This window comes from Faecalibacterium sp. An121 (assembly GCF_002160915.1).
Taxonomy (GTDB): Bacteria; Bacillota; Clostridia; order Oscillospirales; family Ruminococcaceae; genus Faecalibacterium; species Faecalibacterium avium.
In genome coordinates, this window is sequence record NZ_NFLM01000001.1 from 148,311 (window position 1) to 159,959 (window position 11,649).

11 protein-coding genes are annotated in these 11,649 nt (G+C 62.5%); 7 read left to right on the plus strand and 4 right to left on the minus strand.

Annotated features, from left to right (window positions below):
• Positions 1-9: 9 nt before the first annotated feature.
• Positions 10-1,938, minus strand: coding sequence for a molecular chaperone HtpG (gene htpG, locus B5E66_RS00645; RefSeq protein WP_087228055.1), 1,929 nt, complete (start codon positions 1,936-1,938; stop codon positions 10-12).
• A 200-nt stretch (positions 1,939-2,138) separates the two neighbouring features.
• Between htpG and B5E66_RS00650 the strand changes: the two genes are divergently transcribed.
• The 3 genes from B5E66_RS00650 (at position 2,139) to B5E66_RS00660 (ending at position 4,028) form a co-directional block, all read left to right on the plus strand.
• Entirely contained in the window at positions 2,139-2,921 is a 783-nt protein-coding gene (locus B5E66_RS00650) for an alpha/beta hydrolase (RefSeq protein WP_087228056.1), read from the plus strand.
• A gap of 125 nt (positions 2,922-3,046) precedes the next feature.
• Positions 3,047-3,487: a hypothetical protein gene (locus B5E66_RS00655; RefSeq protein ID WP_087228057.1), complete on the plus strand. Its 441-nt coding sequence runs from the start codon at positions 3,047-3,049 to the stop codon at positions 3,485-3,487.
• A gap of 34 nt (positions 3,488-3,521) precedes the next feature.
• Positions 3,522-4,028, plus strand: coding sequence for an HD domain-containing protein (locus B5E66_RS00660; RefSeq protein WP_087228058.1), 507 nt, complete (start codon positions 3,522-3,524; stop codon positions 4,026-4,028).
• Positions 4,029-4,093: 65 nt separating this feature from the next.
• Here the strand turns inward: B5E66_RS00660 and B5E66_RS00665 are convergent, their stop codons facing one another.
• A complete protein-coding gene (locus B5E66_RS00665; protein ID WP_087228059.1) occupies positions 4,094-4,618 on the minus strand; it encodes a GNAT family N-acetyltransferase in 525 nt (174 codons plus the stop codon).
• 23 nt (positions 4,619-4,641) lie between these two features.
• Positions 4,642-5,406 (minus strand): DUF975 family protein, encoded by a 765-nt coding sequence (locus B5E66_RS13040; RefSeq protein WP_158098292.1) that lies wholly within the window; start codon positions 5,404-5,406, stop codon positions 4,642-4,644.
• Positions 5,407-5,587: 181 nt separating this feature from the next.
• Here B5E66_RS13040 and B5E66_RS00675 point away from each other — a divergent pair, with 181 nt between their 5' ends.
• From B5E66_RS00675 to B5E66_RS00690, 4 genes are all read left to right on the plus strand, one after another.
• Positions 5,588-6,703 carry an alpha/beta hydrolase gene (locus B5E66_RS00675; RefSeq protein WP_087228060.1) on the plus strand — a complete coding sequence of 372 codons (1,116 nt, stop codon included), beginning with the start codon at positions 5,588-5,590 and terminating at the stop codon, positions 6,701-6,703.
• Positions 6,704-6,741: 38 nt separating this feature from the next.
• Positions 6,742-8,199, plus strand: a complete 1,458-nt coding sequence (locus tag B5E66_RS00680) for a transglutaminase-like domain-containing protein (RefSeq protein ID WP_087228061.1) — start codon at positions 6,742-6,744, stop codon at positions 8,197-8,199.
• Positions 8,200-8,212: 13 nt separating this feature from the next.
• Positions 8,213-9,574 (plus strand): DNA recombination protein RmuC, encoded by a 1,362-nt coding sequence (locus B5E66_RS00685; RefSeq protein WP_087228062.1) that lies wholly within the window; start codon positions 8,213-8,215, stop codon positions 9,572-9,574.
• Between the two features lie 179 nt (positions 9,575-9,753).
• Entirely contained in the window at positions 9,754-10,953 is a 1,200-nt protein-coding gene (locus tag B5E66_RS00690; RefSeq protein ID WP_087228063.1) for an FprA family A-type flavoprotein, read from the plus strand.
• A gap of 43 nt (positions 10,954-10,996) precedes the next feature.
• On the opposite strand, the gene B5E66_RS00695 is transcribed toward B5E66_RS00690, so the two are convergent.
• Positions 10,997-11,545, minus strand: a complete 549-nt coding sequence (locus B5E66_RS00695; protein ID WP_087228064.1) for a DUF1836 domain-containing protein — start codon at positions 11,543-11,545, stop codon at positions 10,997-10,999.
• Between the last annotated feature and the right edge of the window lie 104 nt (positions 11,546-11,649).

Consider the following 11,649-nt stretch of genomic DNA (forward strand, 5'->3'; position numbering starts at 1 on the left):
GCCCTCCTGTTATTTCATGAGGGCGCAGACGGCGTCGGCGTAGGCGACAGGGTCGTCCACCGGCAGACCCTCGATCAGCTGGGCCTGGGCATAGAGGATCTGACTGTACTGGTTCACCTTGTCGGTGTCGCCGGCCTCCTGGGCGGCTTTGAGGGCTGCAAAGACCGGGTGGCTGGCGTTGACCTCCAGCACCTTGTCGCTCTTGACATCCTCGCTGCCGGGCTGGCGGGACAGGACCTTCTCCATCTCAATGGACAGGGGACCCTCCGACGACAGGCAGACCGGGTGGTCCTTCAGCCGGGTGGAGACCTTGACTTCCTTGACCTTGCCCTCCAGGGCGGCCTTCATGGCGTCGAACAGGGACTTGTTCTCGGCGGTGGCGTCCTCGGCGGCCTTCTTCTCCTCGTCGGTCTCAAGGCCCAGGTCGCTGCCGTTGATGTTCTTGAACTCCACGGTGCCGTCCTTGCCCTCGGCATCCTTGCGGGGGAAGCTGTGCATGATCTGGAAGCAGAACTCGTCCACGTCCTCGGTCAGCAGCAGCAGGTCATAGCCCTTGTCCAGCACCAGGGAGGCGGCGGGCAGCTTGGCCAGCCGGTCGGCCGAGTCGCCGGCGGCGAAGTAGATGTACTTCTGCTCGGCGGGCATCTTGTCCACATACTCCTGCAGGGTGACCATCTTCTGCTCCTTGGCGGAGTAGAACAGCAGCAGGCCCCGGAGCAGCTCGGTGTGCATCCCGTAGTCGGAGTAGACGCCGAACTTGATCTGGCGGCCGAACTCCTTCCAGAAGGCTTCGTACTTCTCCCGGTCGTTGACCAGCATGGCGTTCAGCTCGTTCTTGATCTTCTTCTCCAGGGCGTTGTGGATCAGCTTGAGCTGGCTGTCCTTCTGGAGGGTCTCACGGCTGATGTTGAGGCTCAGGTCCTGGCTGTCCACCACGCCCTTGATAAAGCTGAAGTAATCGGGCAGCAGGTCGGCGCACTTGTCCATGATCAGGACGCCCGAGGCATACAGGGCCAAGCCCTTTTCGTACTCTTTGGTGTAGAAATCGTAGGGCCGGTGGCCGGGCACGAACAGCAGGGCGTTGTAGTTGGCGGTGCCCTCGGTGCGGCTGACGATCACCCGGGCCGGGTCGGCATAATCCCCGAAGCGGTTCTTATAGAACTCGTTGTACTCGGCGTCGGTGACCTCGCTCTTCTGCTTCTTCCAGATGGGGACCATGCTGTTCAGGGTCTCCAGCTCGGTGTACTCCTCCCACTCGGGCTTGTAGTCCTCGGGCTTGGGATCGGGTTCGGGCTTCTGGCGGCTCTTGGTGCGCTCCATCTGGATGGGGTAGCGGATGTAGTCGCTGTACTTCTTGACGATGGCGGCCACGCCGTACTCGGACACATAGTTGTCGTAGTTGTCGGCGTCGGTGTTGGGCTTGATGTGCAGGATGATATCGGTGCCGGCGGTCTCCTTTTCGGCGGGGGTGATCTCATAGCCTTCCACCCCGCTGGACTCCCACTGCCAGGCCTGGTCGCTGCCGTAGGCCTTCGAGATGACGGTGACCCGGTCGGCTACCATAAAGGCGGAGTAGAAGCCCACGCCGAACTGGCCGATGATGTCGATGTTCTCATCCACGTTTTCGGCCTTGAAGTCCTGGCTGCCCGAGTGGGCGATGGTGCCCAGGTTCTGCTCCAGCTCCTCCCGGGTCATGCCGATGCCGTTGTCCGATACGGTCAGCATGCGGGCGTCCTTGTCCAGCGTCAGCAGGATGCGGAAATCCTCCCGGTCCATCCCCACCGAGGTGTCGGTCAGGCTCTTGAAATAGAGCTTGTCGATGGCGTCGGAGGCATTGGAGATCAGCTCCCGCAGGAAGATCTCCTTGTTGGTATAGATCGAATTGATCATCAGGTCCATCAGCTTTTTGCTTTCGGCCTGGAACGGCTGCATTGCCATAGCAAAAACCTCTTTTCTGGTATGGGTAGTTAGCACTCATAGTTTACGAGTGCTAATATACACCGTTTTGACCTGAAAATCAAGAGGGAAGGGGCTTCCTTCATAAAAAGTTTAAAAATCCCCCTTTCCAGCCGGGGCGCTGTGAGGTACAATAAGGGGCAGGCAGACCATCCAGGTCGTATAGATGGGAGGATAAAAAGATGAAGATCGAGACGTTGAACCCCTGCGGCAGCCGGCTGACGGTCTATCTGCGGGATGCAGAGCAGGCCATGCCCCTGTTCCAGATCCGGCCTTTGGTGTTGGTGATCCCGGGCGGCGGCTATGAACACGTCAGCCCCCGGGAAGGGGACCCGGTGGCTCTCCGCTTTTTGGCAGCGGGCTACCATGCGGCGGTGCTGCATTACAGCGTGGGCGAACAGGCCCGGGATTACCGCCCCCTGGCCCAGGTGAACGGGGCGCTGGCCGCCCTGCGGGCCCATGCGGCCGAGTGGGGCATCTGTCCGGACAAGATCGCGGTGTGCGGTTTTTCGGCAGGGGGGCACCTGGCGCTGTCCTCGGCTGTGCTGGACCTGCCCGACCCTGCGCTGCCGGCTGGCCAGCAGCGCCCCGACGCCCTGATTTTGGGTTATCCGGTGGTGAGCGCCGGTCCCTGCGCCCATCGGGGCAGCTTCGTGCAGCTCAGCGGCAGCCGGGATGAGGCCAGCCACCTGGCCTTTGGCCTGGAGGACAAGATCACCTCCCGCACGCCCCCGGTCTTTGTGTGGCATACCATGGACGACAGCACCGTGCCGGTGGAGAACACCCTGCTGCTGGTGTCCGCCCTGCGCAAGGCCCAGGTGCCCTGTGAAGCGCATCTGTTCCCTCACGGCGTCCACGGTCTGAGCGTCTGCACCGCCGAGGTCAACACCCCGCTGCCCCATGCGGCCCACTGGTTTGCGCTGGCCTGCGAGTGGCTGGGGGAGACCTTGGACTTCCACCCGTAAGGGAAAGACGACTTTTTCGTAAATACGATGAAAAGATTGTGGAAACCGATTGACACGGGCCACCTGTTTTTGTATACTATGGAGCGGAGGGCATCCGCTCTGTACGGCAAAGGAGAGCGAGAGATATGCCGTTCCGTGATGACCAGCCCAGGATATCGGTGAAGGGCCTGCTGCTGCAGGCTTTCCTGACCGGATGGGAGAAGTCGGGCAAGGCCATCCCCCAGGACGAATATCTGGACAGCTCGATCCGGGTGATCGAGAAACTGCAGGTGGAGCCTGAGACCCTCTATGCAGAGGAGGGACTGGGCCTTTTGGACGGGGACCATGTGGACCACCTGGAGGATCTGCTGCGCGCCGACGGCGCATGGCTGTACTATGGGGTGGAAGCCGAAAACTTCTTCCTGCTGCAATGGTATCCGGACCAGGCCTCGGCCCAGGCCAAGCTGGCCGACCTGGAGGCGCTGGGGGATGGGGTCCAGTATGTGGTGGATCTGACCCTGCGCCGCGAAAACCCTTCACAAGCGGAATATTTTGGGGATTCATCCCCGGTGCAGCTGCGTTCCTGACGGCGGCCCGGGGCCTATCTTAGGGAGGAAACCTATGATCCTGTCTGAAACAGAACACAGCTGCCTGCGGGGCATCCTGCAAGCCTACGAAAAGGACCCCCGTGTGCTGGAGATGGACAACTACATCCAGCACGGCAGTGTGACCACCTACCAGCATTGCTGGAACGTGGCCCGGGTGAGCTTCTGGATCAACCGGCGGTTCCACCTCGGCGCGGACGAGACTGCGCTGGCGGTGGGGGCGCTGCTGCACGATTTTTATCTCTACGACTGGCACTGTGCAGGTCGGTTCCAGCTGTGCAGCGGGCTGCGCAGCATCTTCAAGATGCACGGTTTCATCCACCCGCTGCTGGCCAGAGAGAACGCCGAGCGGTGCTTTTCCCTCAGCCCCAAGGTGCGCAACATCATCCGCAGCCATATGTGGCCCTTGACTTTGCTCCACGCGCCCCGGTGCCGGGAGGCGGTCATCGTCTGCATCGCCGACAAATACTGCGCGGTGCTGGAGGCGCTCTACCGCAACCATCAGAAGGCCATCTGCGTGTGAGCCCCCTTTTACACCCATACAAGACAAAAGCCTGTGCCCTTTAAAAGGCACAGGCTTTTTTGTGTTTAAAGCTTGATGTATCCCGGGGGCTCGTCGGCGGCACAGCGCCGCTCCATCAGCCAGGTGTCCAGCCAGCGGCCGTGACAGTCCCGGGCGATCCGCTCCCGGCGGCCCACCACCCGGAATCCGCATTTGGCGTGCAGGCGCCGGCTGGCCTCGTTGTCCTGGAGGACGGTGGACTGCAGGGTCCAGTAGCCGGCGGCCTCGGCCTCGCGGCACAGGGCGGTCAGCAGGTGGTATCCGTAGCCGTGGCCGCGGTAGCGCTCCCCCACATAGATGCTCACCTCGGCCACCCCCCGGTAGCACCAGCGCATATTCACCCGGGACAGCACCGCCCACCCCGCGATGGCCCCGTCGGGGGCCAGGATCACCAGCCGGCACTCCCGGATGTGGGAGGCATCCCACGCCCGGTAAGGGGGACAGGCAGTCTGGAAGGTGGCGTGTTCGGTGGCGATGCCCTGGGTATAGATCTCGGCCACCTGGGGCCAGTCCTCTGGCCGCATGGGCCGGATCGTCATTTCCTGTTCCATGAAAATTCGTCCGTTCTTTCGTATCAGAAATCGATGGGAGCGCCCTGCAGCTCGGCCTCGGTGACATAGCCGGAGGCGATCACTTTGGCCCGCATGGCTGCGTAGAGCTCGGCATTGGTGGTTGAGGTATAGGGCTGCACAAACAGGACGCCGATGCCCAGCAGCAGGCTGCCCAGCAGGTTCCATCCCAGGAAGGACAGGTCCAGCACAAAGATGTTCCACTTTTCGCCGTCGGTCATCATGGTGCTGATCTCAAAGGCGCGGCTGGCGTCCATGCCGGGATTTTCAGCCAGCAGCCAGCCGACGAAACGGTACTGGTAGGACTTGACGATGCCGGGAACGATCAGCAGCAGGCTCCACAAGACGATCTTCAGGTTGAGAAGGAACATGACCCACACCGTGTTCCAATAGCCATAGGTAAAGCTGGAAAACAGCATGCCCAGCCGGGCGGGAGCGGTGCGGTTGAACAGCAGGTAGCGGTTTAGTCCCACCTGGATGGCCGGGCTGACCAGGATGGTCCAGCACAGCGCCGCAAAGAGGAACAGCAGGATGGCCAGGGTGCCCAGCGTGAAAAGATAGGGCAGCAGCAGGGAATAGGGAAAACCCTGATTGCTGGCCAGCTGGGCGGCTTCCTGGGGCAGGCTGGATGCGCTGTTCGAGCCGACGTTGTACCGCAGCTCGATGGTGCCGCACAGCAGGGAAGTGATGAGGCAGGCGAGAAAGACCTGCCAGTAGCTGCGGCTCAGCACATGTTTGGCGTTGGTCTTTAAAAGTTTGCGTGTCCACATAAAAAGGACCTCCTCCTTTGCAACCAAAATCAAAGGGCACAGCAACAGTATAGCAGATTTCGCCCCAAAGCACAATGCGACGGTTTTGTAAATGTTTTGACAAGGAGCCCTTTGGAGGGTACAATAGAAGAAACTGCGCCGCCGGCTGGCGGAGAGATGACAGGAAAGAAAGGTACTTCTTATGACGATCACAGGCAAGATCCAAAAGAGGCTTTGTGCCGGCGCGGCCCTGGCGATGCTGGCGGCAGCGCTGCTGATGCCTGCACAGGCAGCCGGCGCCCCCCATGTGACCCCTGACACCACGGTGGCCGAGATGCGGGCCAATGAGGGGATCATGGGTTCGGGGGTCAATACATGGGACAGGGGAGACCTGCTGCCCGAACAACCCTGGATGTACGGCCACTGGACGCTGCGCCGGTTCATCGGATCCACGGTGGAGGACGGCGTGGCCGGGCTGAACCTCATCATCGACAACTATAATCAGGGAGTGCAGGTCACCTACCCGATCTATACCCCCGAGGAGATCGCGGCAGACCCCTCCCTGGCTGAGGTGGAGCTGTATTATTTCCCTGCCACCCAGCCCGGCGCCAAATATGCCCTGGTACTGGCGGGCAATATGTTCGAGCGCACGTCGGTGGTCAAGGAGGCCTGCGGGGCGGTCAGCCAGCTGCACGAGATGGGCTATGGGGCCTTTATCCTGCGCTACCGCATCGGGCGCGACCTGAAAGACAACGCCAACTACAAGGACCTGGTGCGGGCGGTGCAGTTCATCACCGAGAACGCCGAGAAGTTTGAGGTCCAGGCCGAGGACTATGCCCTGGTGGGCCACTCGGCAGGGGGGCAGCTGTGCGCCATCTTTGGCACCGACCGGATGGGATACAGCAATTACGGCCTGCCCAAGCCCGGGGCGCTGCTGCTGGCCTACCCCATCATCAATTATATGTACAGCAAACCCGCCTTCTTTTACCTCTACGACGGGGCGGAGCCGGGGGACCACCTGGCGCCGGGGGACTACTATTACAACATCGAGGTGGCGGCGGAAGTGAGTTCCGATTTCCCGCCCACCTTCCAATGGTATGGCCGGAATGACAATACCCTGAAGGGGATCTTCTTCCCCCTGCAGAGCCCCGCGCTGGACCGGGCTCTGGAGGCCCATGGCGTCATGCACCAGATGCTGGTGTTTGACAATGCGCCCCACGGCAGCGCCACCGGCACCGGCACCGACGCGGAGGGCTGGCTGTACCAGGCAGCCGCCTTCTGGGAACAGGCGGTGGCTGCACGGCACGCAGGCGGGTAAGACAGAGCGGTGACCCATCCCAAAAGAGAGGTGATTTTATGCCCCGAGATCTCAATGAAACTTTCCGCAGCCTGAATGAGGGCCTGCCCGGCGATATCGCCAGACTCAAGGCCGCAGGGTATTTTGCCGAGGCCATCGCCCGGATCGATGAACGGCTGGCCGAGGACTGGTCCGCCACCCAGAACGGCCCGGGCCTGGCCGCCAACCCCACCCCCCGCGGGCCGGACGGCCAGCGGGAAGCGATGACGGCGCAGCGGGAGATCATGCGCCGTCTGCCCCTGGAGTACCCTTACGACCAACAGCAGGCCGTGGCCAAAATGCAGGCCAGAGTGCCGGATTTCACTCTGGAGGAGCTGCAGGCCCTGGAGCGGGCCGGCCGGGTGGACTGGCGCTTTGTGGAAGGGGAAAAGCACTACCTGGACCGGTTCGATGAGACGCTGCTGGACACCGACCCCAGCTTTGCGGCCCGGCAGGCATCGCCCCCGCCCCGGGACGGCCAGGCCCTGGCCCGCCGCAGGGCGGTGCACCAAAAGATGAAGCAGCGGGGGTCTGCCCGTGCGCGCATCACCCTGGCCACAGGGGTGGGGATGTCGGACCAGGCCTTTGCCCGGGCGCTGGCCAGGGCCAAAGCCGAGGGCCGGGACAGCGTCCATGTGCGGGCCTGGCTGCCCCTGCCGGCGGCCTGCCGGGCCCAGAGCGACATCCGGCTGGAGGAATGGTCGGTGCAGCCCACCCTCATTGCCCTGGCCGACGTGCCCCAGCGCACCGCCTATTGGGAGGCCGACCTGACCGAGAACCGCTTCTTTACGGCGCGGTACAGCTACATCAGCACCGCCCGCTACATCGAGCCGATGGACGCGGTGCCCGACAGCACCCAGCCCAGCTTTGACACCGCCGAGGAGCCGCCCCACATCGTATTCACCCCCTTCCTGCGGGCGCTGGCGGCCCAGCTGACCCAGGGGGTCACCAGCCCGGTGGAAAAGGCCCGGCGTTTCTATGACTACATCACCCTGAACGTCCGCTACCATTACCAGCCCTCCTACTTTGTGCTGGAGGACATCCCCACCTGCTGCGCTGCCGACCGCCGGGGGGACTGCGGCGTGATGGCCCTGACCTTCATCACCCTCTGCCGCATTGCGGGCATCCCAGCTAAGTGGCAGAGCGGCCTGGCGGTGGGACCGGGCAAGTGCGGCTGCCATGACTGGGCCAAGTTCTACATCGAGCCCTGGGGCTGGATGTACGCCGACTGCTCGTATGGGGCCTCGATGGCCCGGGCAGGGGAGGAGGAGCTGCGCCGCCACTACTTTGGCAGCCTGGACCCCGGCCGGATGGTGGCCAACCGGGCCTTTGGCGCGCCTTTCGATTCGCCCATGTACGGTTTCCGGGCGGACCCCTACGACAACCAGACCGGCGAGGTGGAGGCCGACGGCGTGGGCCTGTACGGGGACCAGGTGGTCAGCACCAAAGAGACTCTGTGCTACGAAGAATTGGATTGACCAGGAAAGGTATATGATGGAAATGAGCATTGTACTCTGCCTGCTGCTCGTGGTGGGCGATATCCTGCTGGTGGTGCTGCTGCTGCGCAGCCGCCGCCCCGATGACAACGCCCGGGAGGAGATGGAACACTGGCTGTCCGAACAGCTGGCCGCCCAGGCTGCCGACTTTGACCGGAGACTGCGGGCCAGCCAGGCCGCCCTGGCCGACCAGAACTATGCGGCCATCCGGGGGGTCAAGGATGCGGTGGAGGGCATGGCCCGCCAGATGACCGACAGCCAGGGGGTCCAGCAGAAAAACCTGGAGGGCCGGGTCCAGAGCATGGAGCGCACCCTGGAGAGCCGCCTGCGCACTCTGGAACTGTCCAACAGCCAGAAGCTGGAGGATATGCGCCGCACCATGACCGAGGGGATGGACGCCGTCCGGGCGGAGAGCGCCAGGAAGCTGGAGGAGATCCGCCATACGGTGGACGAGCAGCTCCAGGATTCCCTGCAAAAACGGGTCAGCGAGAGCTTCCGGACGGTCAGCGACCAGCTGGAGCAGGTGTACAAGGGCCTGGGTGAGATGCAGACCCTGGCCGCCGATGTGGGCGGCCTCAAACAGGTGCTGTCGGGGGTCAAGACCCGGGGCATCCTGGGTGAGATCCAGCTGGGTGCCATCCTGGAGGAGATCCTGGCCCCCGAACAGTATGCCACCAATGTGGCCACCATCCCCGAATCGGCCAACCGGGTGGAATTTGCGGTGCGGCTGCCCGGAGCCGACGGCCAGAACATCTGGCTGCCCATTGACTCCAAGTTCCCGGGGGACACCTACGCCCACCTGCAGGACGCCTATGCCTCGGGGGACGCCCAGGCCGTGGAAGCGGCCCGCCGCGCCCTGGAGCAGGTGGTCCGCGCCGAGGCCAAAGACATCCGCACCAAATATGTGGAGCCCCCCTATACCACCAACTTCGGCATCCTGTTTCTGCCCTTTGAGGGACTGTATGCCGAAGTGGTCAACCTGGGCATGGTGGAAAAGCTCCAGCGCGACTACCAGGTCAATGTGGCGGGCCCCAGCACCATGGCCGCCCTGCTGAACAGCCTGCAGATGGGCTTCAAGACGCTGGCCATCCAAAAGCGCTCCAACGAGGTGTGGCAGGTGCTGGGCGCGGTCAAGACCGAGTTTGAGAAGTTCGACAAGGGGCTGTCCCGCCTGCAGGACCGGCTGCGTCAGTCCGACCGGGAACTGGATGACCTGATCGGCACCCGCACCCGGGCCATCAACCGCAAACTGCGTTCGGTGCAGTCTCTGGACGACGCCAGCGCCGCCGCCCTGCTGGAGCTGGACGCGGCCCCCGGCCAGCCGCCCCGGGCCAGCCTGACCGGCGGGGAAGAATGAGCGGATTTTTTATCCCGTGAGCGGTTTTGGCATTGCTTTTTCCCTATGAATATGGTATGATAACAGCCGCGAAGGAACCAGGGCGCCGCCGCAGGCCCGGTCACGGCCACCCCGGCCCGGCGCCCTTTGCAGTAAAATGGAAATGATAAGAAAAAATGGTAAGGAAAGGACGACCCGCCATGAACGTATACAAGACCCATGTCACCGATTCTGTGTTGGGCATCAGCATCAACGACACCACCCTGGATCTGTTTGAGAGCCAGTACCCGGTGCCCACCGGCGTCAGCTACAACTCCTACCTGATCCGCGACAGCAAGACCGCCGTGCTGGATACGGTGGACGCCCGCGCCACCGACGCCTGGCTGGAGGCGCTGGAGGCGGAACTGGACGGCGCCGCCCCCGATTATCTGATCGTCTCCCATGTGGAGCCGGATCACTCGGCCAATGTGGCCCGTCTGGCCGCCAAGTACCCCGCCATGCAGGTGGTGGGCAACGCCAAGACCTTTGCCTATCTGGAGAACTTTTTCCCCGGCGCCATCGCTGCCGGCCGCAAGGTGATGGTGAAGGACGGCGATACCCTGGAACTGGGCAGCCACACCCTGCACTTTGTGTTTGCGCCCATGGTCCACTGGCCCGAAGTGATGGTCAGCTATGAGTCCAGCGAGAAGATCCTCTTCTCGGCCGACGGCTTTGGCCGGTTCGGCGTGGTGGCCGACGGCGACAGCTTTGACAACTGGGTGGAGGATTCCCGCCGCTACTTCCTGAACATCGTGGGCAAGTACGGCCCCCAGGTGCAGGCCCTGCTGAAGAAGGCCGCCGCCCTGGACATCGCGCAGATCTGCCCCCTGCACGGCCCCGTGCTGAAGGGCGACCTGACCGGCTATCTGCACCTGTACGATACATGGTCCAGCTACAAGCCCGAGGCGCCCGCCGAGATCCTGGTGGCGTCGGCTTCCATCCACGGCCACACCCTGGCCGCCGCCCGTACCATGGCTGAAAAGCTGCGTGCCGCCGGGGCCAAGGTCACCGAGATCGACCTGTGCCGCACCGATGTGTCCTATGCGGTGGCTGAGGCGTTCCGCTGCGGCAAGATGGTGCTGGCCTGCGCTACCTACGACGGATTCCTGTTCCCCCCGATGGAGACCTTCCTGACCCACCTCAAGACCAAGAACTTCCAGAACCGCATTGCGGGTCTGATGGAGAACGGCATGTGGGCTCCCATGGCCGCCAAGCTGATGACCGCATCCCTCACCGGCATGAAGGGGATCACCCTGTGCGAGCACATCGTCAGCATCCACGGCGCAGTCAAGGCTTCCACCGAAGCCCAGATGGACGCCCTGGCCAGCGAGATCATGGCCCGCTGCGCCGCAGCCGACTGAATATAAAAAACGCCCCGGCAGCAATGCCGGGGTATTTTTGTTTTCAGTTCAGGTCGTCCAGGATGTCGGGCCAGAGGGCCTGTTCCTGCCGCAGGGCATCGAACCAGCAGTCCAGATAGATCTTGTGGGCGGCCGGGATGATGGTACGGCGCAGAAGGTACTGCTCCTCGGTCAGGTCGCTGTCTGTGGGGCGCGGGGCAGCATCCAGGCCGAACACCTGGCCAATGGCAGACTCCAACTCGGCGCAGAAGGTGTTGTAGGCCCTCTCCGCCGTACTGATCTCCTGCTGGATGGCAAAAAGCATCTGGATGTTCTCCATCGACAGCACGTTCTTGACCGCCACGATGTACATGAGGTAAGCGATCTGGTCCCGCATATACTTCTTGCGCACCGGGTGGGTGATAAGGCCCTTTTTGACGTAGTTGCTGACCATAGAGCCGGTCAGCTCCATCCCCGCAAAGGTGCGGAAATGGCTGTTCACATATTGGACGGTCTGGTCCAGATACAGCCCCATGGTCGGCAGCTGGTCATACCGGGGCAGGGCAAAACCCGCGGCAGAAGCCGCAACACGGCGTTTCGTTTCAGCATTCATGATTTCAGTATACAGCAAAACGTTGAAATGTCAACAGAAAACGAAAATAAAAACTTGTGTTAAGATTTTTTGATTGTGTTGACAAGTTATTGAAAACCTGATAT

Excerpts from the sequence above, each read along its gene's own strand:
- htpG (WP_087228055.1), bottom strand. The coding sequence starts at position 1,938 with ATGGCAATGCAGCCGTTCCAGGCCGAAAGCAAAAAGCTGATGGACCTG.
- B5E66_RS00650 (WP_087228056.1), top strand. The coding sequence starts at position 2,139 with ATGAAGATCGAGACGTTGAACCCCTGCGGCAGCCGGCTGACGGTCTAT.
- B5E66_RS00655 (WP_087228057.1), top strand. The coding sequence starts at position 3,047 with ATGCCGTTCCGTGATGACCAGCCCAGGATATCGGTGAAGGGCCTGCTG.
- B5E66_RS00660 (WP_087228058.1), top strand. The coding sequence starts at position 3,522 with ATGATCCTGTCTGAAACAGAACACAGCTGCCTGCGGGGCATCCTGCAA.
- B5E66_RS00665 (WP_087228059.1), bottom strand. The coding sequence starts at position 4,618 with ATGGAACAGGAAATGACGATCCGGCCCATGCGGCCAGAGGACTGGCCC.
- B5E66_RS13040 (WP_158098292.1), bottom strand. The coding sequence starts at position 5,406 with ATGTGGACACGCAAACTTTTAAAGACCAACGCCAAACATGTGCTGAGC.
- B5E66_RS00675 (WP_087228060.1), top strand. The coding sequence starts at position 5,588 with ATGACGATCACAGGCAAGATCCAAAAGAGGCTTTGTGCCGGCGCGGCC.
- B5E66_RS00680 (WP_087228061.1), top strand. The coding sequence starts at position 6,742 with ATGCCCCGAGATCTCAATGAAACTTTCCGCAGCCTGAATGAGGGCCTG.
- B5E66_RS00685 (WP_087228062.1), top strand. The coding sequence starts at position 8,213 with ATGATGGAAATGAGCATTGTACTCTGCCTGCTGCTCGTGGTGGGCGAT.
- B5E66_RS00690 (WP_087228063.1), top strand. The coding sequence starts at position 9,754 with ATGAACGTATACAAGACCCATGTCACCGATTCTGTGTTGGGCATCAGC.
- B5E66_RS00695 (WP_087228064.1), bottom strand. The coding sequence starts at position 11,545 with ATGAATGCTGAAACGAAACGCCGTGTTGCGGCTTCTGCCGCGGGTTTT.